25 protein-coding genes are annotated in these 25687 nt (G+C 53.1%); 12 read left to right on the top strand and 13 right to left on the bottom strand.

Annotation, left to right across the window (positions count from 1 at the left end; translation table 11 throughout):
- The first annotated feature begins 120 nt into the window (after positions 1-120).
- Positions 121-624: a GNAT family N-acetyltransferase gene (locus NNO03_RS07370; protein WP_271440328.1), complete on the top strand. Its 504-nt coding sequence runs from the start codon at positions 121-123 to the stop codon at positions 622-624.
- 26 nt (positions 625-650) lie between these two features.
- Here NNO03_RS07370 and NNO03_RS07365 read toward each other — a convergent pair whose 3' ends face one another.
- The 3 genes from NNO03_RS07365 to rraB all read right to left on the bottom strand — a co-directional run bounded on the left by NNO03_RS07365 (position 651) and on the right by rraB (position 2886).
- On the bottom strand, positions 651-1481 hold the full coding sequence (locus tag NNO03_RS07365) for a topoisomerase II (RefSeq protein WP_271440327.1): 831 nt from the start codon (positions 1479-1481) through the stop codon (positions 651-653).
- A 169-nt stretch (positions 1482-1650) separates the two neighbouring features.
- Entirely contained in the window at positions 1651-2409 is a 759-nt protein-coding gene (gene miaE, locus NNO03_RS07360; protein WP_271440326.1) for a tRNA isopentenyl-2-thiomethyl-A-37 hydroxylase MiaE, read from the bottom strand.
- Positions 2410-2460: 51 nt separating this feature from the next.
- Entirely contained in the window at positions 2461-2886 is a 426-nt protein-coding gene (gene rraB, locus NNO03_RS07355; RefSeq protein WP_005134179.1) for a ribonuclease E inhibitor RraB, read from the bottom strand.
- A 163-nt stretch (positions 2887-3049) separates the two neighbouring features.
- Here rraB and argF point away from each other — a divergent pair, with 163 nt between their 5' ends.
- The gene (gene argF, locus NNO03_RS07350; protein WP_271449184.1) at positions 3050-4054 is read left to right on the top strand and encodes an ornithine carbamoyltransferase; all 1005 of its coding nucleotides are present in this window, start codon (positions 3050-3052) and stop codon (positions 4052-4054) included.
- 95 nt (positions 4055-4149) lie between these two features.
- Here the strand turns inward: argF and NNO03_RS07345 are convergent, their stop codons facing one another.
- Both NNO03_RS07345 and NNO03_RS07340 read right to left on the bottom strand, forming a co-directional pair.
- Positions 4150-4602 (bottom strand): YhcH/YjgK/YiaL family protein, encoded by a 453-nt coding sequence (locus NNO03_RS07345; protein WP_271440324.1) that lies wholly within the window; start codon positions 4600-4602, stop codon positions 4150-4152.
- Between the two features lie 106 nt (positions 4603-4708).
- Positions 4709-4861 (bottom strand): hypothetical protein, encoded by a 153-nt coding sequence (locus NNO03_RS07340; protein WP_271449183.1) that lies wholly within the window; start codon positions 4859-4861, stop codon positions 4709-4711.
- Between NNO03_RS07340 and pyrL the strand changes: the two genes are divergently transcribed.
- The 5 genes from pyrL to ridA all read left to right on the top strand — a co-directional run bounded on the left by pyrL (position 4841) and on the right by ridA (position 6849).
- On the top strand, positions 4841-4942 hold the full coding sequence (gene pyrL, locus NNO03_RS07335) for a pyr operon leader peptide (RefSeq protein WP_202039763.1): 102 nt from the start codon (positions 4841-4843) through the stop codon (positions 4940-4942). The two genes, NNO03_RS07340 and pyrL, sit on opposite strands and share 21 nt — an antisense overlap.
- Positions 4923-4976: a pyrBI operon leader peptide gene (locus tag NNO03_RS22790; protein ID WP_106875647.1), complete on the top strand. Its 54-nt coding sequence runs from the start codon at positions 4923-4925 to the stop codon at positions 4974-4976. The genes pyrL and NNO03_RS22790 overlap by 20 nt, the downstream gene beginning before the upstream one ends.
- A gap of 2 nt (positions 4977-4978) precedes the next feature.
- The gene (gene pyrB / locus NNO03_RS07330) at positions 4979-5914 is read left to right on the top strand and encodes an aspartate carbamoyltransferase (RefSeq protein WP_016151493.1); all 936 of its coding nucleotides are present in this window, start codon (positions 4979-4981) and stop codon (positions 5912-5914) included.
- A gap of 13 nt (positions 5915-5927) precedes the next feature.
- Entirely contained in the window at positions 5928-6389 is a 462-nt protein-coding gene (gene pyrI / locus NNO03_RS07325) for an aspartate carbamoyltransferase regulatory subunit (protein ID WP_016151492.1), read from the top strand.
- 73 nt (positions 6390-6462) lie between these two features.
- Positions 6463-6849: a 2-iminobutanoate/2-iminopropanoate deaminase gene (gene ridA / locus NNO03_RS07320; RefSeq protein ID WP_000047544.1), complete on the top strand. Its 387-nt coding sequence runs from the start codon at positions 6463-6465 to the stop codon at positions 6847-6849.
- Positions 6850-6940: 91 nt separating this feature from the next.
- On the opposite strand, the gene NNO03_RS07315 is transcribed toward ridA, so the two are convergent.
- The 4 genes from NNO03_RS07315 to mgtA form a co-directional block, all read right to left on the bottom strand.
- Positions 6941-8227, bottom strand: a complete 1287-nt coding sequence (locus tag NNO03_RS07315; RefSeq protein ID WP_271440322.1) for a TRAP transporter large permease — start codon at positions 8225-8227, stop codon at positions 6941-6943.
- A 30-nt stretch (positions 8228-8257) separates the two neighbouring features.
- The gene (locus NNO03_RS07310) at positions 8258-8767 is read right to left on the bottom strand and encodes a TRAP transporter small permease (protein WP_202039766.1); all 510 of its coding nucleotides are present in this window, start codon (positions 8765-8767) and stop codon (positions 8258-8260) included.
- Positions 8768-8822: 55 nt separating this feature from the next.
- Complete coding sequence (locus NNO03_RS07305) at positions 8823-9800, bottom strand: TRAP transporter substrate-binding protein (protein WP_271449181.1); 978 nt, start codon at positions 9798-9800, stop codon at positions 8823-8825.
- Positions 9801-10175: 375 nt separating this feature from the next.
- The gene (gene mgtA / locus NNO03_RS07300) at positions 10176-12884 is read right to left on the bottom strand and encodes a magnesium-translocating P-type ATPase (protein ID WP_271449180.1); all 2709 of its coding nucleotides are present in this window, start codon (positions 12882-12884) and stop codon (positions 10176-10178) included.
- Between the two features lie 417 nt (positions 12885-13301).
- Between mgtA and treR the strand changes: the two genes are divergently transcribed.
- The 5 genes from treR to nrdG all read left to right on the top strand — a co-directional run bounded on the left by treR (position 13302) and on the right by nrdG (position 20660).
- Positions 13302-14249 (top strand): trehalose operon repressor TreR, encoded by a 948-nt coding sequence (gene treR / locus NNO03_RS07295; protein ID WP_137383943.1) that lies wholly within the window; start codon positions 13302-13304, stop codon positions 14247-14249.
- Between the two features lie 157 nt (positions 14250-14406).
- On the top strand, positions 14407-15825 hold the full coding sequence (gene treB, locus NNO03_RS07290) for a PTS trehalose transporter subunit IIBC (protein WP_271449179.1): 1419 nt from the start codon (positions 14407-14409) through the stop codon (positions 15823-15825).
- 49 nt (positions 15826-15874) lie between these two features.
- Complete coding sequence (gene treC / locus NNO03_RS07285) at positions 15875-17527, top strand: alpha,alpha-phosphotrehalase (RefSeq protein WP_271449178.1); 1653 nt, start codon at positions 15875-15877, stop codon at positions 17525-17527.
- A gap of 409 nt (positions 17528-17936) precedes the next feature.
- Complete coding sequence (gene nrdD / locus NNO03_RS07280) at positions 17937-20075, top strand: anaerobic ribonucleoside-triphosphate reductase (RefSeq protein WP_271449177.1); 2139 nt, start codon at positions 17937-17939, stop codon at positions 20073-20075.
- 120 nt (positions 20076-20195) lie between these two features.
- Positions 20196-20660: an anaerobic ribonucleoside-triphosphate reductase-activating protein gene (gene nrdG, locus NNO03_RS07275; RefSeq protein WP_202039771.1), complete on the top strand. Its 465-nt coding sequence runs from the start codon at positions 20196-20198 to the stop codon at positions 20658-20660.
- Between the two features lie 33 nt (positions 20661-20693).
- Here the strand turns inward: nrdG and NNO03_RS07270 are convergent, their stop codons facing one another.
- From NNO03_RS07270 to NNO03_RS07255, 4 genes are read right to left on the bottom strand one after another with little or no spacing between them, the layout of a single operon-like run.
- Complete coding sequence (locus NNO03_RS07270) at positions 20694-22607, bottom strand: BglG family transcription antiterminator (protein WP_271449176.1); 1914 nt, start codon at positions 22605-22607, stop codon at positions 20694-20696.
- Positions 22608-22628: 21 nt separating this feature from the next.
- On the bottom strand, positions 22629-23369 hold the full coding sequence (locus NNO03_RS07265) for a KDGP aldolase family protein (RefSeq protein WP_271440315.1): 741 nt from the start codon (positions 23367-23369) through the stop codon (positions 22629-22631).
- Entirely contained in the window at positions 23366-24484 is a 1119-nt protein-coding gene (locus tag NNO03_RS07260; protein ID WP_271449175.1) for a DgaE family pyridoxal phosphate-dependent ammonia lyase, read from the bottom strand. The genes NNO03_RS07265 and NNO03_RS07260 overlap by 4 nt, the downstream gene beginning before the upstream one ends.
- Entirely contained in the window at positions 24468-25601 is a 1134-nt protein-coding gene (locus tag NNO03_RS07255; protein WP_271449174.1) for an amidohydrolase/deacetylase family metallohydrolase, read from the bottom strand. The genes NNO03_RS07260 and NNO03_RS07255 overlap by 17 nt, the downstream gene beginning before the upstream one ends.
- Positions 25602-25687 lie beyond the last annotated feature (86 nt).

The following is a 25687-nucleotide window of genomic DNA, read 5'->3' as shown; positions in this document are numbered from 1 at the left end:
GTCAACACAGGTTGGATAAGCGTAGCGCATCCGACCTGTGTTGAATTATCCTCGCTTGCACTTCCCCTCTCCGCAGTGGTATTAACTGCATATGTCTCACTTTTATGTCATGAGTTCGCTATGAGTGTCATTACGCCTGTCTCGGCTACGCTGCGTCGCATTGCTGCCGACGATAACCCCGCCATTGCCTGTGTGATCCGCCAGGTCTCCGCCGAATACGGCCTGACTGCCGATAAAGGCTACACGGTAGCCGACCCGAATCTGGACGAACTGTTCCAGGTTTACAGCCAGCCGGGCGCGGCCTATTGGGTGGTTGAGCAAAACGGTGAAGTCGTGGGCGGCGGCGGCGTTGCGCCGTTAGGCTGTAGCGAGCCGGACATTTGCGAGCTGCAAAAGATGTACTTCCTGTCGAGCGCACGCGGTCAGGGGCTGGCGAAAAAGCTGGCGCTGATGGCGCTGGATCATGCCCGTGAGCAGGGTTTTAAGCAGTGCTATCTGGAAACAACTGCATTCCTGACTGAAGCTATCCGTCTGTATGAACATTTAGGGTTTGAGCATATCAGCGAAGCGCTTGGCTGCACCGGCCACGTCGATTGCGAAGTACGGATGTTAAAGCCCCTCTGACTTCACGCCGAGGGGCCGTGTCGGCCTTACTGCATCTCAGCTGAAAGCATCAGGCGAATTACGCCAGCCGCACGAGCGGTGGGCAGCTTCAGCACCTGAGTCCAGAGATCCTGCACAATCTCACAGGCGATCTTCTCTTTGCCAATCCCTTTATTCGGGTCGGCCATAATCTGAATATCATCCCCATAGCGCTGTACCAGTCCGGGGCTGATCGCTTGTAAATCCTGCAGCGCCAGCTGTTTTTCCTCGGCCGTCACCGTATGTTTATCCGGGCCATAGGCGGCGCGCATCATGCCCATATCGCCCACCATCCGCCGATTCATAATCTCACGCGGGACAAGATGTACCGGGTTAATGCCCCCTTTCACCGCCGGAAACAGGAAACGGAAACATTCGTCATCACCCACCTTTTCCACCGCAGCAATCTGCTCGAGGTTAATCTTCATATACTCAATGACGTTAGCATCAGGTGCTTGCTGCAGACGTGCCATTTGTAGCTGAAGGATTTGCGGCTGTATGGCATCGATAACCTGCTGCTCACTTTTGCCCTCGTTCTTCATCTGCACGGCCTGGGTGATGATTTTTTGTGTTAGCGCTGGCTCCTGCTCTCTAATCACCTGAAACACCGGATTGGCGCGCATCGCATTGTCAAACTTCTGCTCTTCGGTCATACCATATTCCGGACTTTCACGCGGGATAAGGTAGTGCACGTCAAAAATATTCCATGCAATAATCGCGACCACAAAAATCACCGCGCCGGAGATCTTGCCTACCCAGCCTTTTTTGCGAAACATGCCGACGACGATAGCAATCACCGCCCCGATATAGCCCGCCAACACTACGTGTGCCCAGTTCATTAACCATCCTTATTCAAATCGATACGTATGTCGGGGATATATTTCCCCGTTGTGTGTTCTGATTATTACGGTAGAGGCGATGGTTTTCCAGCCACCAGAATTTATCTGCAGGTATCAGGAAGAGGAGAGATGGCGCGGCAACCATGACGAGCCGCGCCGGGAAGGTGTATTACGCGGGTACGCCGCTGTGAAAGCGGAATTCATCATCTGGAGACAGGATCAGCGACGCTTCCACTTCACCAAAGAAACGCACCCGGGCGCTGATGTCATCGGTTGAAATCTGCTGTGCCAACGCCAGGTAATCCTGATAATGGCGCGCCTCTGATCGTAGTAGCGACAGATAAAACGCCTGTAAATCATCATCCAGATACGGTGCCAGCGCCGCGAACCGTTCACAGGAGCGCGCCTCAATGTATGCGCCGCAAATTAGCTTATCAATTAGCGTTAATGGCTCGTGGGTGCGAACCTCTTTAAGCATGCCTTTGGCGTAACGACTGGCGGTAATTTTGATGTAGGGGATGTTGCGGCTCATCATCGCCTCGCGCACCTGCCAGAAGTGATGCAGCTCTTCTTTGATCAGCAAAACCATGCTGTCGATAAGCTTGCGCCCCCACGGATCGTCGGTCTGCGGCATCACACTTTTGCTGATCTGTTTATTCAGTGCAATGAAGTCAGGCTCCTCTCCCTCTCTGAACGCAAAAGCCTCATAGGGTTTCAGCCAGTCCAGCAACGCCTGTGAACCAGCTTTGTCAGCAACATATTTACGCACCAACAGCATCGCTGTTTGTGCCGCTTTCAGCTCGCAGACGAGGTGATCGGTCAGCAGCAGGGGAAGATTTGCCGGGTCCTGCGCTTTATCAAGCCATGCCTGGGGTGTTTTGCAGTGCAGAAAATTGAGGATTGGGGAGAGTATTTGCGGGTAATCCATACATTGTCCTTGCCCTACGGCAGCAAACACTGCCGTAGGTCATCAGATGACTTAGTGACGCACGCCGTCATCATCTTCGTCGACGAAATCTTCATCGTCGCCGTCTTCACCTTCTTCGCCGTTAGGGTCTTCGAAATAGGTACCCCACCCGTCGTATTCCACTTCAAATTTTTCAGCCAGATTCATCAGTTGCTCTACCTGAGCGTCGATCAGTTCGGCATTCAGGGCGCATTCGCTGAGAATGTCACAGCAAATAACTGTGTCGCCTTCTTCCACTTCCAACTCTTCAGGCTCGGTCACTTCATAACCCAGTTTGAAGGCTTCTACTGCCGCTTTTTCCAGGGTTTCAAAGTCATCCGCGGAAAGGTGATGTTCGATGGTGTACAGCGCATCAGGGTCGCTGCCATCTTCGAGTAACTCTTCAATAATCAAGCGTGTTTCTTCACGCTGCTCTTCCAGTAGTTCCGGGTTTGCCATGGCTCGTTCCTCATAATGTCCTGCCGATACTCTTATTGTCACATACCGCTGACATTGCCTCCACCTTTCCAGGAAAGATTTGTTAAACAAGGTTGCAAATGAATAAACATCCATATAAATTGAATTTTAATTCAATAAATGGCTTAGTCCATGTGAGGGAACCATGTCTGCGTTTTATCAGAAGCACTTTTTGAAATTGCTTGATTTCACCTCTGCTGAACTCACGTCACTGCTACAGCTCGCCGCACAGCTCAAGGCAGATAAGAAAAACGGTACTGAGGTCGCTAAGCTCACCGGTAAAAACATTGCGCTCATCTTCGAAAAAGACTCGACTCGTACCCGTTGCTCTTTCGAAGTTGCCGCATACGATCAGGGTGCTCGCGTGACGTATCTCGGGCCAAGCGGCAGCCAGATTGGTCATAAAGAGTCGATCAAAGACACCGCCCGCGTACTCGGTCGTATGTACGACGGTATTCAGTATCGGGGTCACGGTCAGGAGATTGTCGAGACGCTGGCGGAATATGCCGGAGTTCCGGTATGGAACGGATTAACCGACGAGTTTCACCCCACTCAGTTGCTGGCGGATCTGTTAACTATGCAGGAACACCTGCCGGGTAAAGCGTTTAATGAGATGACGCTGGTCTATACCGGTGATGCCCGCAACAATATGGGTAATTCCATGCTGGAAGCCGCCGCGTTAACCGGGCTGGATCTACGCCTGGTTGCACCACAAGCATGCTGGCCTGAAGAGAGCCTGGTGGCGGAGTGCAAGGCGCTGGCACAGAAAAATGGCGGTAATATTACGCTGACCGAAGACGTTGCCACAGGTGTAAAAGGTGCGGACTTTATCTACACCGACGTTTGGGTCTCGATGGGCGAAGCAAAAGAGAAGTGGGCAGAGCGTATTGCGCTGCTGCGTAACTATCAGGTTAATAGCGCGATGATGGCGCTGACGGGTAATCCACAGGTGAAGTTCCTGCACTGTCTGCCCGCGTTTCATGACGCTCAGACCGTGCTGGGTAAACAAATGGCACAAGAGTATGGTTTGCACGGCGGTATGGAAGTGACCGATGAGGTCTTTGAATCCCCCGCCAGTATCGTATTCTCTCAGGCGGAAAACCGGATGCACACCATCAAAGCGGTGATGGTGGCGACATTAGCGAAGTGAAGGCATATGCCGGATGGCGATGCTAAGCATCTTATCCGGCCTACAACCGCGCTCCCGTTGGCCGGGCAAGGCGAAGCCGCACCCGGCAATCACGCTTATGCCACCCGCATTTTCACCACGGCTTTGCGCACCAGTGCCGGTGACCCGACTGCACACAGCGGTTTATGCACTTCACCCGGATAGAACACCACGAAGTCACCTTCGTTCAGCACGACCGTTTTCTCCTGTACCCCTTCCGCCACGAAGGCGATATCTTTATCCGCCAGCCAGTCGGTTTCCGGCGCGCCCGCAGGCTGTGTACTGAAGGTCATGCCTTCCTGGCCTTTGAGCAGGATCTGAATATCCAGATAACGGGCGTGATACTCAGCGCGGCGCTGGGCAAACGGCTCCGTCATATCTTCTGCAATCAGATAAAACAGACGATCACCGTCGATGTCATGCTTACCCTTTTCCGTCGCATCCGTCACGTGCGCCTTGATGTGTTCAATCGCCTGACGCAGCTCTTCTGGCAGCCAGACATCCAGGTTGTGAATATTGCCGACAATCATCTCAAACCCCTTAATTAAAACAATGTTTCATTTTAGTTGTTATACGAAAAAACCGTCTGCCATACCACTGCTATTTGCTGATATTTTGCGTCAACGCATGTTTATCTCAACGTAGCCGATCACCCGACAGGGTGCATGAATATTCATGAGAATCGTTTGCGATGAATAAATTGTGCATTTTTCGCTTGATCCCATAACGGAGCTGAGTATAATCGCGGACAATTTGCCGGGAGGATGTATGGTTCAGTGTGTACGACATTTTGTCTTACCGCGTCTGAAAAAGGACGCTGGCCTGCCGTTTTTCTTTCCGTTGATCATCCATTCCAAGCCCCTCAATTGAGGGGCTTTTTTTTTGCCCAGGCGTCAGGAGATAAACATGGCTAACCCGCTCTATCAAAAACACATCATTTCCATAAATGACCTCAGCCGCGATGACCTCAATCTGGTTCTCGCGACAGCGGCGAAACTGAAAGCCAACCCACAGCCGGAGCTGCTAAAGCATAAGGTGATAGCCAGCTGCTTCTTTGAGGCATCGACGCGCACCCGTTTATCCTTTGAAACCTCGATGCACCGCCTGGGTGCCAGCGTGGTGGGTTTCTCTGACAGCAGCAACACATCACTGGGCAAAAAAGGTGAAACGCTGGCTGATACCATTTCCGTCATCAGTACCTATGTTGACGCCATTGTGATGCGTCATCCGCAGGAAGGTGCTGCCCGTCTGGCCACAGAGTTCTCCGGCAACGTGCCGGTACTGAACGCAGGCGATGGGTCGAACCAGCATCCCACCCAAACGCTGCTGGACCTGTTCACCATTCAGGAAACCCAGGGCCGCCTGGACAATCTGCAAATCGCCATGGTGGGTGACCTGAAGTATGGTCGTACCGTCCACTCCCTGACCCAGGCACTGGCGAAATTCGAAGGCAACCGCTTCTACTTCATCGCCCCGGATGCGTTGGCCATGCCGCAATACATTCTGGACATGCTAAATGAAAAAGGTATCGCCTGGAGCCTGCACGGCACCATCGAAGAGGTTATGGCAGAGGTTGATATTCTCTACATGACCCGCGTGCAAAAAGAACGTCTGGACCCTTCCGAATACGCCAACGTGAAAGCACAGTTCGTCCTGCGTGCCAGCGACCTGAATGGTGCCAGAGCGAACATGAAAGTGTTGCACCCACTGCCGCGTATCGATGAGATCACCACCGATGTCGATAAGACGCCGCACGCCTGGTATTTCCAGCAGGCTGGCAACGGCATCTTCGCCCGCCAGGCGTTACTGGCACTGGTACTGAATAGCGAACTGGCACTGTAAGGGAGAAAAAGAGATGACACACGATAACAAACTGCAGGTTGAAGCCATCAAACGCGGCACCGTGATTGACCATATTCCCGCACAGGTTGGTTTTAAACTGCTGACGCTGTTCAAGCTGACAGAAACCGATCAGCGTATCACCATCGGTCTGAACCTGCCGTCAGGCGAAATGGGTCGTAAAGACCTGATTAAAATTGAAAACACCTTCCTGACCGATGAGCAAGTTAACCAGCTTTCTCTGTACGCGCCACAGGCGACGGTGAACCGCATTGACGATTATGACGTGGTGGGTAAATCACGTCCGAGCCTGCCGGAACGAATCGACAACGTGCTGGTCTGCCCGAACAGCAACTGCATCAGCCATGCTGAACCGGTTTCCTCCAGCTTTTCAGTGAAAAAACGCGCTGATGATATCGCGCTCAAATGCAAATACTGTGAAAAAGAGTTTTCGCATTATGTGGTGCTGGCCAACTAATTGCGGTTGGTATTGAAATGTTGCCTCTCTATAATGGCTAACACCTTAATACTGCAGTTCATCTGGAGATATCATGAGCAAAACTATTGCGACGGAAAATGCACCAGCCGCTATCGGCCCATACGTTCAGGGCGTTGACCTGGGTAGCATGGTAATCACTTCCGGTCAGATCCCGGTCGATCCAAAAACCGGTGCCGTAGCGGAAGACGTGTCCGCTCAGGCGCGTCAGTCGCTGGAAAACGTAAAAGCTATCGTTGAAGCAGCAGGCCTGAAAGTGGGCGATATCGTAAAAACTACTGTATTCGTTAAAGACCTGAACGATTTCGCAACCGTCAACGCCACCTACGAAGCGTTCTTCACTGAGCACAACGCGACTTTCCCGGCGCGTTCTTGCGTGGAAGTTGCTCGTCTGCCGAAAGACGTGAAAATCGAGATTGAAGCGATCGCCGTTCGTCGCTAAGTTTCCTTGTGCCGGATGGCGGTTTCGCCTTATCCGGCCAATGGAAGCGTAATTTGTAGGCCCGGTAAGCGCGAGCGCCACCGGGCATTTATCACAGCACACCAAACAGTTTCGGCAGGAACAACGAAATCGCCGGAATGTACGTTACCAACATCAGCACCAGGAACAGGACGAGGTAGAACGGCAGCATCGCCTTTACCACTTGTTCAATCTTCTGCTTACTCACCGCGCTGGCGACAAACAGCACCGACCCTACCGGCGGCGTAATCAACCCGATCCCTAAGTTCACCAACATGATCATCCCGAAGTGAACCGGATCAATACCGAGCGCGTTGGTCACTGGCAGCAGGACCGGTGTCAGGATCAGGATCAGCGGCGCCATATCCATCAACGTACCAATCAGCAGCAGCATAATGTTAATGCACATCAGGATGACGTATTTGTTATCCGAGATACTGGTGAACGCGTCGGTGATGCGCATCGGCAACTGCATGTAGGTCATGACAGCGCCAAACGCGGCAGCAAAACCAATCAGGATCATCACGATGGTGACTGTTTTCACCGTGCGGAACATCAGCTTCGGCAGTTCAGACCATTTATAGTCGCGATAGATAAACATGGTGACGAAGAAGGCCCACAGGCAGGCAATCGCCGCGGATTCCGTCGCGGTAAAGATGCCCGACAGGATCCCCCCCATGATGATCACCACCGTCATCAATCCCCACAGCGTATCGACGAAAATCTTCAGCGCCTGGCGAAACGGCACGCGCTCGCCTTTTGGATAGCCGCGTTTATGGGCAAACGCCACGCACATCACCATCAGGCTCAAGCTTAACAGCAGGCCCGGCAGGATCCCGGCGATAAATAGCGCGGCAATCGACACCGTCCCACCCGTTGCCAGCGAGTAGATAACCGAGTTATGGCTGGGCGGCGTAAGGATTGCCTGCACCGAACCGCTGGCGGTCACCGCCGCGGCAAAGTCGCGAGGGTAACCTTTTTTATCCATCTCCGGGATCATCACCGAACCGATGGAAGCGGTGTCTGCCACCGACGATCCTGAAATTGCGCCAAAAAAGGTCGATGCCACGATGTTGACCAGTGACAAGCCTCCGCGAATAAAACCAACAAAAATGTAGGCAAAATTCACTAACCGACGCGCAATTCCGCCTTCGGCCATGATCGCGCCAGCCAGAATAAAGAACGGGATCGCCAGCAGGGAGAACTTGTTCACGCCACTGGTCAGTTGGATCATCACCGCTTCCAGTGGGATATCAATGTACCAGGCACCAATGATGGCGCTAATCCCTACCGCGTACGCTACCGGTACCCCAATCGCCAGCATGATGCCAAGCGTAAAGACGAGAATAAATGCATCCATCTGCTTTCCTTAATGAAATGGGGGCGGTAATTAGCTGGTCGAACCCAGCATGACAACAGGACGCTGGTACTGCGGGCCACGGCAGATCTTCTCAACAATAAAGAGCAGCGTGATAGCAGAGCCAATTGGCAGCGGAAGATAGTTTTGCCCGGCGCTTAAAATCGGGAATTCCGCAACGGGTTGATCCCACAGTTCAAGACACAGATTGGTTCCGTACCAGAGGATAAACAGGCTTATCGCCGCCAGCATGATATCCGCGACAATAAAGCAATAACGGCGGGCGCTTTCACCCAGGCGATCAGTGACCATACTCACTGCGATATGCGAGCCTGCGCGATAACTTACCGCAGCACCAATAAAGGTGAATGTCACCATGCAGAGAATAGCGACGGGTTCAGGCCATGACAGGGCATTGTTCAGGACATAACGTGCGAATATCCCAATCGGGATAATGGCAACCATCACCAATAATGCCACACCGGCAATCCACATTGAGACCCGATAAAGAAAATCCATTACCGATGAATAGCATTCACCCATAATCATCACCTCGAATTAATCAAATGATTCAGGCGGATATCATCCGCCCGATGAACTACTGCACATCCTGAATACGCTTGATCAAATCCTGGTGTTCTTTACCGTAATTATCCCGCACTGACTGAGTGGCTTTATAGAAATAGTCCGTATCAATATCGTGGAACTGAACGCCGTTGGCTTTCATCGTTTCCAGTGATTTCGCATTATAATCCTGCCAAAGTTTGCGTTGCTCTACCTGGGCTTCTTTAGCGAGCTTAATAATGAGATCCTGATCTTCTTTTTTCAATTTATCCCATTTCGCTTTCGAGAAAAGAAATAATTCAGGAATAATAAAATGTTTGCTCCAGGTGTAGTTTTTAACGACAGGTAAATAGTTGTGCGCGACAAACGTCGGTGGGTTATTTTCCGTTCCATCAATAACCCCTGTCTGCATGCCGCTAAAGACTTCACTGACGCCCATTACAACGGAGTTAGCGCCCATCGCTTTCAGGGTATCCAGCGCTATCGGACTCCCTTGAACGCGGATCTTCATACCGTGTAAATCTTCCGGTTTCACCACCGGATTTTTGGTGATCAGGTTACGCGTCCCCGCATCCATCCAGCCGAGGAACACCAGCCGTGATTTGGTATTGGCCGTCAGACGGTCGCCAATTTCCTGGCCGATCATGCCGTCGAGAACCTTATGCAGATGGTCTTCATCACGGAAAATATACGGCAGGGTAAATACGTTAATTTCAGGGAGGATAGCAGCGACAGGTGTCATCGAGACACGAATAATATCGATAGCGCCTAATTGCGCCTGTTCAATCATCTGTTTTTCATCGCCTAACACACCACCGGGAAATGTTTTAATTTCCAGACGACCATCGGTCGCCGCGCTGAGCTTTTCCCCCATGTGTTTCACTGCCACCACGTTCGGGTAATCAGCCGGATGCACATCTGCGGCGCGGAAGGTTTGTGCCAACGCTGAATGGCTGGCCAGTAATACCGACGCGCCAATACACAGACTTATCAGGTTTTTTGTCAGTTTCATTTGTCCTTCTCCAGAAGTTCATAATATCCATTAACAGGAATAGCTTGCAGAGCAAATGACTGCCGGAATTAAAAATGGGCAGCGAGAAACTTTCTTAACGACGTTACCGGTGCAGACTAACTGGTGTAACAATTTATTTCGATGACTGCCTTCACAAAAAAAAACTAAGCTCTATAATTTTTAGCACGCTGTTTCATTTTTGCAACGCAGATCGTTTTCCTGATAAAAAAGCAACGCAAAGGACGCGGTTTTATACTAATTAGCCGCGTTAGTATTTCAATAAAAATAAAACAGCAATATTACGGAGGAATATCTTCGAATGAAGAAGAGAAATGCAGGATGGTGTTAACACCATCCTGTTGAGACGCGTAGCAGTTATTGCCAGCCGTAACGACGGCTATAAAAACCTTTCACTAACTGGGTCAATGTCATGTAGCCTGCCAGAATCGCAATCAGCCACGGGAAGTAGCTCAGCGGCAATGCCTGCAATTGCAGGTAGCTGGCCAATGGCGAGAACGGTAACGCAATGCCCACCACCATCACGACCAGCGTCATCAGCATCAACGGCCATGCGGCGCGGCTCTGGATGAACGGCACGCGACGGGTACGGATCATATGCACAATCAGCGTTTGCGACAGCAGACCGACCACGAACCAGCCTGACTGGAACAACGTCTGATGCTCTGGCGTATTGGCATGGAAAACGAACCACATCAGGCAAAATGTCAGAATGTCGAAGATAGAGCTGATCGGTCCAAAGAAGATCATAAAGCGTCCCAGCTCGGCAGGGTTCCAGCGCTGCGGCTTTTTAATCTGCTCTTCATCAACGTTATCAAACGGGATCGCCACCTGGGATACATCGTACAGCAGGTTCTGAATCAGTAAGTGCAGCGGCAACATCGGCAGGAACGGCAGAAATGCGCTCGCCACCAGCACGCTAAACACGTTACCAAAGTTGGAACTGGCCGTCATTTTGATGTACTTCAGCATGTTCGAGAAGGTACGACGCCCTTCGATCACCCCTTCTTCCAGCACCATCAGGCTCTTTTCCAGCAGGATGATGTCTGCCGCTTCACGCGCAATATCAACCGCACCATCAACGGAAATACCAATGTCCGCCGCGCGCAGCGCCGGGGCATCGTTGATACCATCGCCCATAAAGCCCACTACGTGACCTTCACGCTTGAGCAGTGTGACAATGCGCTCTTTGTGCATTGGCGTCAGGCGAGCAAACAGCGTGGTACGCTGAGCCAGTTTTGCCAGCTCGTCGTCGTTTAACCCTTCGATGCTGCTGCCGATCACCACATCACCTGCATCCAGACCCACTTCATGACACACTTTCGCCGCCACCAGCTCGCTGTCACCGGTGAGAATTTTCACCGTAATACCGCTGGCTTTCAGGGCTTTCAGCGCCGGTGCGGTCGTTTCTTTCGGTGGATCGAGGAAGGCGATATAGCCTTCAAGGATCAGGTCTGACTCATCAATACGTTGGTAATCGCCCTCACGCGCAGGCAGGTATTTCGTCGCCACCGCCACCACGCGCAGCCCCTGGCGGTTCAGCGTATCGGTAACGCGTTTCACCCGGCGCAGCATGTTCTCATCCAACGGGACAATTTCACCGTTATGACGCACCTGGGTGCAAACACTGAGGATCTCCTGCAACGCGCCTTTGCACACCAGTTGATGCACATCGGTTTCTTCAGCGACCACCACCGACATCCGACGACGCTCAAAATCAAACGGGATCTCATCAATTTTCTGCCAGCGGGTAGAGAGCTGACGGGCAGATTCTTCATCCACACCTTCGAGAACCGCCGTATCCAGCAGATTCTTCAGCCCGGTCTGGTAATGGCTGTTCAACCATGCGGAATACAGGACATGTTCGCTGGGCTTACCGGAGATATCGGTATGATTCTCCAGCACTATTTTATCCTGAGTCAGAGTACCGGTTTTATCGGTGCACAGAATATCCATCGCGCCAAAGTTTTGGATGGCATCGAGGTGTTTGACGATGACCTTCTGTTTGGACAGCTTCACCGCCCCGCGTGCCAGCGTTGAGGTGACGATCATTGGCAGCATTTCCGGCGTCAGCCCCACCGCGACAGACAGCGCAAACAGTGCCGCTTCCCACCAGTCACCTTTGGTGTAGCCGTTGATGATGAGCACAATGGGTGCCATTACCAGCATAAAACGGATCAACAACATGCTGACGCGGCTGATCCCTTTCTGGAAGGCATTTTGCTCGCTTTCCTGCTCGCTGACGCGGCCTGCCAGTTGTCCAAACCAGGTGTTCGCCCCGGTGGCAATGACAATGGCCTGTGCCGTTCCGCTCACCACATTAGTGCCCATAAAACACAGGGTATCGCACTCCAGCGGGTTGCTTTGCTGCGGGTCACGGCTTGTCGCCACTTTCTCAACCGGCAAAGACTCACCGGTCAGCGAAGCCTGCGCCACAAACAGATCGCGCGCCTGGACGATACGTAAATCGGCCGGGATCATATCGCCGGCTGCCAGCTTAATAATATCGCCAGGAACCAGCTGATCGATCGGCAGTTCAACCCAGCCGTTCTCCCCTTTTTCGTTGATGACACGCAGGACGGTTGCGGTATTGCTGACCATCGCTTTCAGCGCATCCGCCGCTTTGGTGGAACGCGCCTCCTGCACAAAATTCAGCAGCGTTGAGATACACACCATCAAGGCGATGACGCCCGCAGCAAACAGATCTTCGGTGGCATAAGAAATGCCGCCCAGAATAGTCAGCAGAATATTAAACGGGTTGCGGTAGCAGACCCACAGATGAACCCACCACGGCAATGGCTTTTGCGTCGGCAATTGGTTTTCACCATGCTTTTCGCGGGCGCTCTCCACTTCTGCGGCATTCAATCCTTCCGGATGCGCATCAAACGTTTTCCACAGCGCCTCTTCATCCATCAGCGCCATCTTCAGGCAATGTTCACTGAGTGACGGTGGGATCGGCGTGCTGGCAACAGTCTGCGCATTAGGCAACGGATCGCGATGCACCAAACGATGCGGCAAATGGCGGTTAAGCCGGGCAAACAGCTGGCGGGTTATATTTTTGAACATAGGCAGTCCCTCTGCACCAGTATAAGCGGGCGCAGTAAATCCTTCAGGCGTGGCAAAGCCTTGCCTGGTGGCAATTTTAAAATCACAACAGGGACGTCAGAACGTCACTGTCTTACAGCTCCGGTAAGACAGTGAAAACAGGCTTACCGGAGAAGGGGGGTTCTCCATTTAGGGAGAGGGGTGGGATCGGGATCCATATAGCCTCCGGTAAGTGAATGATAAGCGCTGCGGATTATACGCAGAAAACCATAAGGTTTGTGACAATTATGGCGGTATGATACAGCACGGAAACTAAACCAAACGTATACACATCGCCTGAAGGGTGAACGGTTTAAAGCAGACTTTGCCCATTGCACTCCACATGAGTAAAGTTACTCTCTTTGGTATAACTGAAAAAGTGCGCAACGGGAAAACAGGATGCAAAATCGGCTGACTATTAAAGACATCGCCCGCTTAAGCGGCGTGGGGAAATCAACGGTTTCCCGCGTGCTCAACAACGAAAGCGGCGTTAGCGAACGCACCCGTGAACGTGTTGAAGCAGTGATGAATCAGCACGGTTTTTCCCCTTCCCGCTCCGCACGCGCCATGCGCGGGCAAAGCGACAAAGTCGTGGCGATTATCGTCACACGTCTGGACTCACTTTCAGAAAACCTCGCAGTACAGACCATGCTGCCCGCCTTTTATGAGCAGGGTTACGATCCGATTATGATGGAAAGCCAGTTCTCACCTGAACTGGTAGAAGAACATCTGGGAATGCTTAAACGTCGCAACATTGATGGGGTCGTGCTGTTTGGTTTTACCGGCGTAACGGAAACCATGCTCACCTCCTGGCAGGACTCTCTGGTACTGCTGGCCAGGGATGCCAAAGGCTTTGCCTCCGTCTGTTATGACGACGAAGGTGCCATTCATACCCTGATGCAGCGTCTGTACGATCGCGAACATCGGCATATCAGTTTCCTTGGCGTCCCCCATAGCGATGTCACCACCGGTAAGCGCCGTCATGAGGCCTACCTGACCTTCTGCAAGAAACATAAGCTGCATCCTGTCGCTGCTCTGCCTGGTCTTGCCATGAAGCAGGGCTATGAGCATGCCGCCGATGTCATCACCCCGGAAACCACCGCGTTAGTCTGTGCAACGGACACGCTTGCCCTTGGTGTCAGCAAATATCTGCAGGAACAGCGAATCGACAACCTGCAACTGGCAAGCGTCGGTAATACGCCGCTGATGAAATTCCTCCATCCGGAGATCATCACCGTCGATCCCGGCTACGCTGAAGCCGGGCGGCAAGCGGCGTTACAGCTGATCGAACAGATCAACGGCCGCAGCGAACTGCGGCAAATCGTCATTCCTGCCACCCTCTCCTGATCGCTTTCTGAGCACTAATTTGTGATCTTCGCTGCGTTTCGGGAACGTTCCCATTTTTAAATATTCACCGACGATATACTCTGGCACCAACAACGAGACAGCTGCCGGATGACGTCGCGAAAGCGTCTAATCCGACCTACGGGGAACACACGTCATCATGAGCAAAGTAAAACAAGCGGATATCGACCGGCTGATAGAGCTGGTTGGCGGGCGCGACAATATCGCCACGGTGAGTCACTGCATTACGCGCCTGCGTTTTGTGTTGAATCAACCCGCGAATGCCAGACCGAAAGAGATCGAACAGCTACCGATGGTCAAAGGCTGCTTCACCAACGCCGGGCAGTTTCAGGTCGTGATCGGCACTGAGGTAGGTGATTACTACAAGGCGCTGTTGGCGACCACCGGACAAGCCAGTGCCGACAAAGAGCAGGCAAAGAAAGCGGCGCGGCAGAACATGAAGTGGCACGAGCAGTTGATTTCTCACTTCGCGGAGATCTTCTTCCCACTGCTCCCTGCGCTGATCAGCGGTGGTTTGATCTTAGGTTTTCGTAACGTCATCGGCGATGTGCCGATGAGCAACGGGCAGACGCTGGCGCAGATGCATCCCTCGCTCAAAACGCTCTACGACTTCTTGTGGCTGATTGGCGAAGCGATCTTCTTCTATCTGCCGGTGGGGATTTGTTGGTCTGCCGTGAAGAAAATGGGCGGTACGCCGATCCTCGGCATCGTGCTGGGCGTCACGCTGGTTTCTCCGCAACTGATGAACGCCTATTTGCTCGGCCAGCAGGTACCGGAAGTGTGGAACTTCGGCCTGTTCAGTATCGAGAAAGTGGGCTACCAGGCGCAGGTTATTCCGGCGCTGCTGGCGGGCCTGGCGCTCGGCTTTATTGAAACGCGGATGAAACGCATCGTCCCGGATTATCTGTACCTGGTCATCGTCCCGGTATGTTCGCTGATCCTGGCCGTGTTCCTCGCCCATGCCTTTATCGGTCCATTTGGCCGCATGATCGGCGACGGTGTCGCGTTTGCCGTCCGCCATCTGCTGACCGGCAGCTTTGCCCCGATTGGCGCAGCATTGTTCGGCTTCCTGTATGCCCCGCTGGTGATCACCGGTGTACATCAGACCACGCTGGCTATCGATATGCAGATGATCCAGAGCATGGGCGGCACACCGGTATGGCCGCTGATTGCGCTGTCTAACATCGCTCAGGCCTCTGCGGTGGTCGGCATCATTATCTCCAGTCGTAAACACAATGAGCGTGAAATCTCCGTTCCTGCTGCGATCTCCGCCTATCTGGGGGTAACTGAACCCGCGATGTACGGCATCAACCTGAAATATCGCTTCCCGATGCTGTGCGCAATGATTGGTTCGGGCCTTGCTGGGCTGTTGTGCGGCCTGAACGGCGTGATGGCAAACGGCATTGGCGTCGGCGGCTTGCCTGGCATCCTCTCCATTCAGCCAACGTACTGGCAGGTATTTGGTCTGGCGATGGTGATTTCCATTGTTATCCCGATGGTACTGACTTCGTTCATCTACCAGCGTAAATACCGTCAGGGCACCTTACAGATTGTCTGACTTTTCTTCGGGGCGCAGTTGCGCCCCATCGTATCTCCAGGAAACAGCAATGAATATTCCACACTGGTGGCAAAACGGCGTTATTTATCAAATTTACCCCAAGAGTTTTCAGGACACCACCGGTAGCGGTACCGGTGATTTGCGCGGTGTGACGCAGCGTCTCGACTACCTGCAGAAACTGGGGGTCGATGCTATCTGGCTGACGCCATTCTACATTTCACCGCAAGTTGATAACGGCTATGACGTCGCTAACTATATGTCCGTCGATCCGGCCTACGGTACGCTTGCAGACTTTGACGAACTGGTCACGCAGGCAAAAGCGCGCGGCATCCGTATTATCCTTGATATGGTGCTTAACCATACTTCAACACAGCACGCCTGGTTTCGTGACGCTCTGGATAAAAACAGCCCGTATCGTCAGTTTTATTTCTGGCGCGATGGCACGTCAGAGGCCAGCCCGAACAACTGGCGCTCCAAATTTGGCGGCAGTGCCTGGAGCTGGCACGCCGAAAGCGAGCAGTATTACCTGCACCTCTTTGCCCCAGAGCAGGCCGATCTGAACTGGGAAAACCCGGCGGTTCGCGCTGAGCTGAAAAAAGTGTGCGAGTTCTGGGCCGATCGCGGCGTGGACGGTCTGCGTCTCGACGTGGTGAATCTTATCTCTAAAGATCAGGACTTCCCGAACGATCCAGACGGTGATGGACGCCGTTTTTATACCGACGGTCCACGCGCACATGAATTTTTGCGTGAGATGAACCGCGATGTCTTTACCCCACGCAACCTGATGACGGTGGGAGAAATGTCATCCACTACGCTGGAACATTGCCAGCAATACGCCGCCCAGGATGGTAGTGAGCTGTCGATGACCTTTAACTTCCACCATCTGAAAGTGGATTACCCCAATGGAGAGAAATGGACGCTAGCAAAACCCGACTATGTGGCGCTAAAAACCCTGTTCCGCCACTGGCAGCAAGGCATGCACAACGTCGCCTGGAACGCGCTGTTCTGGTGTAATCACGATCAGCCACGTATCGTTTCGCGTTTTGGCGATGAAGAGAAATACCGCGTTCCTGCCGCCAAAATGCTGGCCATGGTGCTGCATGGTATGCAGGGCACGCCTTATATCTATCAGGGGGAAGAGATTGGCATGACCAACCCACACTTCCGCCAGATAACCGATTATCGCGACGTGGAAAGCCATAACATGTTCGCTGAGCTGAATGCGCAGGGACGCGATGCCGACGAATTACTGACGATTCTGGCCAGTAAATCCCGTGATAACAGCCGCACGCCGATGCAATGGGATGCCAGCAAACACGCAGGCTTCACGCAGGGTGAACCATGGATCAATCTGTGCGACAACGCAGCGGATATCAATGTCGCAGCGGCGCTGAATGATGACAACTCGGTGTTCTATACCTATCAGAAGTTGATCGCATTGCGTAAAGCAGAGCCGGTTCTCACCTGGGGTGATTACCAGGATCTGCTACCTGACAGCCCGCACATATGGTGCTATCAGCGCGAGTGGCAAGGGCAGCGGCTTCTGGTCATTGCCAACCTGAGCAACACCTTCCAGCCCTGGCAACCCGCTGACACCCAGGGAAACTGGCAGGTGATGATGCACAACTACGCCGAGGTCGCCAGCCAGCCAGGCGATATGACATTACGTCCTTTTGAAGCCATCTGGTGGCTGCAAAAATAGCTTGCAATTGGCTTTGAGCCCGGTACGTATAGCGCTACCGGGCTTCACCGAAGATGTCTGTCTTACCTTCCTGTTTTTGTTGAATAATTAATCAGATTTTTCTTGCCACAATTTACAATCGGCTACAGTGCCCGTCATCTGTACGCTCCAGTTTTTACTTTGCGCTACATCAAATAAATCGTAAACATCCTTGATGCAAATCACTACATATAGAACTTAAAATGCACGCCGACCCAATATGTTGTATTAATCGACTACAATTGCTACAACGACATTTCCCCGGCTAGCGGTGGAATTGTGGATAAAGTGGGTCAGGATTGCGGGAAGTCATTGGCCTGATAGATGAATAAACCCATGGCCGCTTCCCCAACCTCTGTGGATAACCTGTTCTTATAAATATGGAGTGATCATGACACCGCATGTGATGAAACGAGATGGCTGTAAAGTGCCGTTTAAATCAGAGCGCATCAAAGAAGCCATTCTGCGTGCAGCTAAAGCAGCGGGAGTCGATGACGCAGATTACTGTGCCACCGTCGCAGAAGTCGTTAGCAGTCAGATGAATGAGCGCAGCCAGGTCGATATCAACGAGATCCAGACAGCGGTAGAAAACCAACTGATGTCGGGTCCGTACAAACAACTCGCCCGTGCGTACATCGAATATCGCCACGACCGTGATATACAGCGTGAAAAACGTGGCCGTCTGAACCAGGAAATTCGTGGTCTGGTTGAGCAAACCAACTCTGCTCTGCTGAATGAAAATGCCAACAAAGACAGCAAAGTGATCCCGACCCAGCGTGACCTGCTGGCGGGTATCGTCGCCAAACATTATGCGCGCCAGCACCTGCTGCCGCGTGATGTCGTCCAGGCACACGAGCGTGGTGACATTCACTATCACGACCTCGACTATTCTCCGTTCTTCCCGATGTTTAACTGCATGCTGATCGACCTGAAAGGTATGCTGACACAGGGCTTTAAGATGGGTAACGCGGAGATTGAGCCGCCAAAATCCATCTCGACCGCGACCGCCGTCACTGCACAAATCATCGCGCAGGTTGCCAGCCATATTTATGGTGGCACCACGATCAACCGTATTGATGAAGTCCTCGCGCCATTCGTGACCGAGAGCTTTAATAAACACCGTAAAACCGCTGAAGAGTGGCAGATCCCGGATGCTGATGGTTATGCACATTCCCGTACCGAGAAAGAGTGCTATGACGCATTCCAGTCCCTTGAGTATGAAGTGAATACCCTGCATACCGCTAATGGTCAGACGCCATTCGTCACCTTTGGTTTTGGCCTGGGAACCAGCTGGGAATCACGTTTGATCCAGCAATCCATTCTGCGTAACCGCATCGCGGGACTGGGTAAAAATCGTAAAACAGCCGTCTTCCCGAAACTGGTATTCGCGATTCGTGACGGTCTGAACCACAAGTTTGGCGATCCAAACTACGACATTAAACAGCTGGCGCTGGAATGCGCAAGCAAGCGTATGTACCCGGATATCCTGAACTACGATCAGGTAGTGAAAGTCACCGGTTCGTTCAAAACCCCAATGGGCTGCCGTAGCTTCCTCGGCGTCTGGGAAAACGAGAACGGCGAACAGGTTCACGACGGACGCAACAACCTTGGCGTTATTAGCCTGAACCTGCCACGCATCGCGCTGGAAGCTCATGGTGACGAAGCCACCTTCTGGAAACTGCTCGACGACCGTCTGATTCTGGCACGTAAAGCGCTGATGACCCGTATCGCGCGTCTGGAAGGTGTGAAAGCCCGCGTTGCACCGATCCTGTATATGGAAGGGGCCTGCGGCGTGCGTCTGAAAGCAGACGATGACGTGTCTGAAATCTTTAAAAATGGCCGCGCATCCATCTCTCTGGGTTACATCGGCATTCACGAAACCATCAACGCGCTGTTTGGCGACAAACACTTGTACGACAGCGAGCAGCTTCGCGCCAAAGCTATCGCCATTGTGGAACGCCTGCGTCAGGCAGTCGATCAGTGGAAAGACGAGACCGGCTACGGCTTCAGCCTGTACAGCACACCCAGTGAAAACCTGTGTGACCGTTTCTGCCGTCTCGATACCGCCGAATTTGGTGTGGTGCCAGGCGTAACCGACAAAGGTTACTACACCAACAGCTTCCACCTTGATGTAGAGAAGAAGGTAAACCCGTACGACAAAATCGATTTCGAAGCGCCGTACCCGCCGCTGGCAAGCGGAGGCTTCATTTGCTACGGCGAGTACCCGAATATTCAGCACAACCTGAAAGCGCTGGAAGACGTGTGGGATTACAGCTACCAGCACGTGCCGTATTACGGGACCAACACGCCAATCGATGAGTGCTACGAATGTGGCTTTACTGGTGAGTTCGAATGCACCAGCAAAGGCTTCACCTGCCCGAAATGTGGTAACCACGACGCCGCGCGCGTATCGGTAACCCGTCGCGTATGCGGCTACTTAGGCAGCCCGGACGCCCGTCCGTTTAACGCCGGTAAGCAGGAAGAAGTGAAGCGCCGCGTTAAGCATTTAGGTAACGGGCAGATAGGTTAATTTCCGTTTGCAAAGGCCGTAGGCCTGATAAGACGCAATCGCGTCGCCATCAGGCATCACAATGTTGCCGGATGCGGTGCAAGCACCTTATCCGGCCTACATGCTTTCTGGACATCTTCTATGCAATACCACCAATATTATCCCGTCGATATCGTTAACGGCCCCGGCACCCGCTGCACCTTGTTTGTTTCCGGGTGCGTGCATGAATGCCCTGGCTGCTATAACAAAAGCACATGGCGGTTAAACTCCGGTCTGCCATTCACCAAAGAGATGGAAGACAAGATCGTTGCCGATCTGAACGACACGCGCATTCATCGTCAGGGGATTTCGCTGTCCGGCGGCGATCCGCTGCACCCGCAAAACGTGCCGGATATTCTGCAACTGGTACAACGTATTCGCGCTGAGTGTCCGGGGAAAGATATTTGGGTGTGGACCGGTTACAAGCTCGATGAACTCAATGCCGCGCAAATGCAGGTAGTGGATCTCATCAACGTGCTGGTTGATGGCAAATTTGTGCAGGACCTCAAAGACCCGGCGCTTATCTGGCGCGGCAGCAGCAACCAGGTTGTACATCATTTACGTTAATCTCCAGGCGGTTAATATTCTGTTTTCCGCCTCTCAAAAACGACTGACGCACTCCATCGCAACCGTTTTGAACTCGGCAAAATTCTGACACGCGCAGAGCCGCGTCATGGCGCGTTCACGCAGGAAGGTGACAAAGATATCGTAGATGGCCATCGCTTCTTCGTATTCGCTTTTACTAATGGCGAGCAAGAAAATCACGTGTGCCGTTTCATCGCCCCAGGCAATACCCTGCGGGGCGAGGATGGTGTAGACCACCGTTTTCTTTGCCAGCAGACCGAGGGCGTGCGGCAGGGCAATGCTGTCACCCAACATCGTGCTAACAATGGCCTCACGTTCCACAACCGAATCAAGAAACTCCGCGTCGACAAAACCTTCATCCTGCAACTGGTGGCATAACGTTTTGAACAGCGTTTGCTGATCCATGGTGCCGTCGATAACACGAAAGTGGGCAGCATCGAAAAACTTGTTCAGCATCCACGGACGGGTTCGGTCCACCAGCACCAGTTTCCCGATCTGCTCCAGTTGATAGTCAGTAGGAAACGGCGCAATCATCACTACGGGTTTATCTTTTTCACCGATCCGCGCGGTAGAAATAACGAAGTCTTCGCTGATGCTTTCACGCTGTTCGTAGTCGCGTAGCGTCACGGTGCCCACAATATCAATCTGCGGATATTTTCGCGCCAGCACCGCTTCAATCATCCTCACCATTGCATTTCCCGCATCACAGACCAACAGCACACGCGGTTGACGCTGGTAACCGATGTTGTAACTACGCTCCAGCCCAACGCCAATATGCAGAACCAGAAAGCCGATCTCATTTTCACTGATGGTATACGGCGTGTATTTTCCCCAACCTGACACGGCGGCCAGCGTCATATCCCATGCCATCGGGTAGTGCTGTTTAATATTTTCCAGCAACGGATTAGGGATCATTATCTGGTAACGCACCCGGGTGATCATTGTCTTAATATGTGTCAGCAGATCGGCATGCAATTGCTGGTCATTCAGCAGGTTGTAGTTGTACTGGGTGTTGATAAAACGCAGGATGTAATTGACCAGCGCTTCGTCATCATCGGCATTGATGGCGCTGGGCGCAATCTCCTGTACCTGACGGGCGGCAATGTGTACCTGAAGCCAGTTTTCTTCATACACGGAAAGCGGCTTGTCTGCCAGTTGGTGCAAAATCCCCGCAATCTCTCTTGCCGCCAGGCACACCGCCTGTTCAGTTTCTTCAGCGGCAAATTCAGGCAGTGGATACCCTTCGCTAATCCGCCGGATAGCCACCGCACAGTACAAGCGCAGAAACAGCTCGCCCTCATCGGTCAGACGAATATGAAAACGGGCAAAAATATCCTGTAAAACCGGCTGTAGTTGCTCAGGTATCCCGGCATTCAGCGCCTCTTGAGTCACTAATGGATGCTGCGGATCCTGCTGCGCCAGCGTCCATAGCAGATCGGTCAAACAGGCGCGAATCGCCATCTCGCTGCCGAACAGCTTCATGCCATGCCGGGGACGCGTTTCCAGCGTCAGATGATAACGTTGCAGGTGTTCACGGACTTCGGCCATATCGTTTTGCAGCGTCGCACGACTGATAAACCATTCATCAGCCAAATCTTCAAGCTTCAGTGAAAAGGCCGACGTCAGAAAACGGACCACCAGCCAGTGTACCCGCTCCTGGCTGGTTCGCGGGATGCGCAGCAACGTTTCAGGCTGCTGCGTTTGCAGGGAGTGATAACTTGCCGGGTCATCAATTTTAAGCTGGTAACCGCTGCCCCTGCTGAGAACAAACTGCGCGCCGTACTGGGTAAGCAGCGTGTTTAGCGCCGTAATATCTGCACGTACGGTGCGTGTAGAAACCGACAACCGCTGCGCCAGCTCATCCTGCGGGAGCGCTTCGTTTTGCAGCATGTCAAACAGCTGCGCTAAACGTTGGTTGGGGAATCTCACGTCAGTTTCCTCATCTGTTAATTAGCCTACGCAGGCGCGGGTGATCGCCAGCAGTTGGCGAACGTCCTGCGGACGGGTATCGCCACTCACCTTATCAATAATCGAACTATAGATGTGAGGAATGATTTTGCTCACTCCAGCATCCAGGGCGATCTGCAGGATTTCCGCGAAATTTTCCAGGTCTATACCGCCGGTAGGCTCAAGCCAGAAGTCGTGGCGGGCGCAGGCCTGCGCGACCGCGATGTATTCGTCACGGCATTTCAGACCGCCCATCGGAAAGTACTTAATTGAGCTACCGCCCATATCTTTGAGCAGAGCAATCGCGGTTTCAACCGGCACAATGCCGTCTGGTGCCTGGCTGCTTAGCGGACCGGTGGAAATTTTCACCCTGCCCGGCGTACCCGTTGGCGAGACCAGACCATTGACTACCGTATCCTGCTGGCCCAATAACGCACGGCTGGTTGCCACGCCGGTAAACACCTGATTAACATGCTGAGGCTGCACCTGGCGGGAAATTTCACTGACCATTGCCGACTGGTTCGGATCGCCCGCCCCCAGCCCCACAGACAGTGCATTGTCAATAAGCGCCGCGTATTCACGCATATCCGCAACCGCGCTTTCAACGTTGGGGTAATTTTTTGACAACACGCCAACCAGCACGTGTCCTTCCGCCGCCGCATAAATATCCCGGGCGTTCTGTTTGGAGCCTGCCAGCACGTTCAGACAGACGCGATCGCGGTAAAAATTAGGGGTTAATTTCATGCTTTTTTCTCCTGCGAAATCACTTCAGCAATCCGGCGAGCCACAATCTCCAGTTGCGCACGATCGACGCTGCGCACATCCGCCTCAATGATGCCTTCATTGGCTTTGTAACCACGGAAGTAAATCGCATACTCCCCCTGTTTCAGCGCGTCGACCAGTTCGCCCGTGGCGATACCGGTTACCGCTTCGTCAAACTTAATTTCTGTACGTGCAATGTCACGCCCTGCACTGTCCCACACGACACGAGCGCTCACGCCATTCAGGGCATTCAACGCCTCTATAAACGGCGTCATTTTTTCTACCATCTCTGCGCCGCTCTCTTTCTGCGCGCTTAGGTACAGTTCGATAGCACAGGTCAAACCGAGGATGCCTTCTTTGCCGACCTTCATTGCCCGGCCAATGCCCGCCGTCTGGCGTTTGACCCATTCAACATACTGCGTTTTGCCAATCACCAGACCGCTGGTTGGCCCTTCGATCGCCTTCGCACCGCTGTAAATGACCAGATCCGCGCCGACACGGTAGTAACATTGCAAATCCTCTTCCGCCGCCGCATCGACGATCAACGGTAGGTTATGCGTGCGAGCGACCACCGCAGCCTGCTCTACGCTGAGCATGCTTTTCTGTACACAGTGGTGAGATTTGATATACAGAATGGCCGCCGTGCGCGGTGTAATAGCCGCAGCCAGCTGCGCCGCCGAGCATTCGTTGGCATAGCCCGCTTCCACTAACTTACCGCCGCCGAGCGCCACCATCGCGCCAACCGGAGCGCCGAAGTTAACGTTGTGGCCTTTGGGTAGCACGATTTCGTTGTTATCGACAGGCGTCACGTGCAGGTTTTCCAATAGCCAGTCACTGTCTTTAACCAACACCGCCGCCACCGACTGGGCAATCCCTGCCGAGGCACAGGAAACGACGGTTGCCCCTTCCACATCCAGTAACTTCGCAATGTACTCACCTGTCTTATTGACCAGATCTTTCATTTCGAAGTATTGATTCATCCCCGCCATCGCAGCCTGAACCACTTCCGGTCGTGGCGTGGAGACACCCAGTGCCGTCATGCGACCGGATGTATTAATCACCTGTTTTAAATGGTACTTCTCAAAAATTGAAGGCATGTTCCGCGCTCCCTTGTTCGGTCATATAGCCCTTACCCGCACGTATTGCGGCAAGCGGCACCAGCAGTTGTTCAGCCTGCAGGCTGTCGTTTTCGGCATCTACCAGCACGCCTGGCTGGCGTTTCAACGCAAAGAGGGTCAGATCGGCATCCAGCCCCACCTGCAGTCGGCCCTTGTTTTTCAGCCGCAGACCATCGGCCGCATTGGCGGTTACGCATTCAATAACCTGCGGCAGTGACATGCCGATAGCGAGAAACTTCGACATCACATTCGCCAGGGAATACACCGGGCCGCTGATACGGTTGCGACAGTAAATATCGGAACTGATGGTGTGCGGCAGAATACCCAGTTCGATAGCGCGTTTCGCCACCGCAAAGCTGAGGCTGGCTGTACCGTGCCCAACGTCCAGACGAACCCCGCGCGAAATCGCCCGTGTCACCGATGCACGCAGCTCACCTTCCGGTGTCAGAATGCGGTTTGGCTTGCCGTTGTAGCAGTGGGTGATGATGTCGCCCGCCATCAGGCGTTCGGCAATCTCATCCAGATCCGGGGGGTTATTGCCGATGTGCACCATCAGCGGCAGGTCACCGTTCTGCGCCTGCATCGCTTTAGCCCGATCCAGCGGTGTAATGCCATTTTCACCGACCACGCTGCTGCTCATGCGCGCCTTCAGACCCACGATAAAATCGGGGTGGCGTTTCACCGCCTGCTGCACCGCATCGGCCTCGATATTGGCCATATTAGCCAGCTCGTTCTGCGCGATAAGCCCAACGCGGGAGATATTCAGCAGTGCATAAACTTCAGTGGCTGCACCGCGCGTCAGCGTGTAAAAATCGTCAATATCATCAGCGCCAGTACTGCCCGCATCCACCACCGTAGTGACGCCGGTGGCAATGCCCACGCTGTCGGGTTGGTCATGATAAATCGGGGATTTGGGATAACAGTGGACGTGGGAATCAATCCAGCCTGCGCTGACGTAGCACTCGCCGCGTAAGTCGATGATGTTTGCCGCCGGGCTATCAATGTCGCCCAGCGCCGCAATTTTGCCGTCCTTTAGCGCAATATCACTCACCGTATCGTCAACCAGACGCGCATGGCGCAGGAGTAAATCAAACATGTCTCTCTCCTGTTGAAATGGGGGCGGTCGTGTAGGCCTGATAAGCGCAGCGCCATCAGGCGTCATTTCCGGATGGCGGCTGCGCC

This window comes from Citrobacter sp. Igbk 16 (assembly GCF_028069755.1).
Classification (GTDB): Bacteria; Pseudomonadota; Gammaproteobacteria; order Enterobacterales; family Enterobacteriaceae; genus Citrobacter.
This window is presented reverse-complemented; position numbering and strand designations above follow the sequence as displayed.

Coding starts and splice junctions, on each gene's coding strand:
- NNO03_RS07370 (WP_271440328.1), top strand. CDS start 121: ATGAGTGTCATTACGCCTGTCTCGGCTACGCTGCGTCGCATTGCTGCC.
- NNO03_RS07365 (WP_271440327.1), bottom strand. CDS start 1,481: ATGAACTGGGCACACGTAGTGTTGGCGGGCTATATCGGGGCGGTGATT.
- miaE (WP_271440326.1), bottom strand. CDS start 2,409: ATGGATTACCCGCAAATACTCTCCCCAATCCTCAATTTTCTGCACTGC.
- rraB (WP_005134179.1), bottom strand. CDS start 2,886: ATGGCAAACCCGGAACTACTGGAAGAGCAGCGTGAAGAAACACGCTTG.
- argF (WP_271449184.1), top strand. CDS start 3,050: ATGTCTGCGTTTTATCAGAAGCACTTTTTGAAATTGCTTGATTTCACC.
- NNO03_RS07345 (WP_271440324.1), bottom strand. CDS start 4,602: ATGATTGTCGGCAATATTCACAACCTGGATGTCTGGCTGCCAGAAGAG.
- pyrL (WP_202039763.1), top strand. CDS start 4,841: ATGGTTCAGTGTGTACGACATTTTGTCTTACCGCGTCTGAAAAAGGAC.
- NNO03_RS07340 (WP_271449183.1), bottom strand. CDS start 4,861: ATGTCGTACACACTGAACCATACATCCTCCCGGCAAATTGTCCGCGAT.
- pyrB (WP_016151493.1), top strand. CDS start 4,979: ATGGCTAACCCGCTCTATCAAAAACACATCATTTCCATAAATGACCTC.
- pyrI (WP_016151492.1), top strand. CDS start 5,928: ATGACACACGATAACAAACTGCAGGTTGAAGCCATCAAACGCGGCACC.
- ridA (WP_000047544.1), top strand. CDS start 6,463: ATGAGCAAAACTATTGCGACGGAAAATGCACCAGCCGCTATCGGCCCA.
- NNO03_RS07315 (WP_271440322.1), bottom strand. CDS start 8,227: ATGGATGCATTTATTCTCGTCTTTACGCTTGGCATCATGCTGGCGATT.
- NNO03_RS07310 (WP_202039766.1), bottom strand. CDS start 8,767: ATGGGTGAATGCTATTCATCGGTAATGGATTTTCTTTATCGGGTCTCA.
- NNO03_RS07305 (WP_271449181.1), bottom strand. CDS start 9,800: ATGAAACTGACAAAAAACCTGATAAGTCTGTGTATTGGCGCGTCGGTA.
- mgtA (WP_271449180.1), bottom strand. CDS start 12,884: ATGTTCAAAAATATAACCCGCCAGCTGTTTGCCCGGCTTAACCGCCAT.
- treR (WP_137383943.1), top strand. CDS start 13,302: ATGCAAAATCGGCTGACTATTAAAGACATCGCCCGCTTAAGCGGCGTG.
- treB (WP_271449179.1), top strand. CDS start 14,407: ATGAGCAAAGTAAAACAAGCGGATATCGACCGGCTGATAGAGCTGGTT.
- treC (WP_271449178.1), top strand. CDS start 15,875: ATGAATATTCCACACTGGTGGCAAAACGGCGTTATTTATCAAATTTAC.
- nrdD (WP_271449177.1), top strand. CDS start 17,937: ATGACACCGCATGTGATGAAACGAGATGGCTGTAAAGTGCCGTTTAAA.
- nrdG (WP_202039771.1), top strand. CDS start 20,196: ATGCAATACCACCAATATTATCCCGTCGATATCGTTAACGGCCCCGGC.
- NNO03_RS07265 (WP_271440315.1), bottom strand. CDS start 23,369: ATGAAATTAACCCCTAATTTTTACCGCGATCGCGTCTGTCTGAACGTG.
- NNO03_RS07260 (WP_271449175.1), bottom strand. CDS start 24,484: ATGCCTTCAATTTTTGAGAAGTACCATTTAAAACAGGTGATTAATACA.
- NNO03_RS07255 (WP_271449174.1), bottom strand. CDS start 25,601: ATGTTTGATTTACTCCTGCGCCATGCGCGTCTGGTTGACGATACGGTG.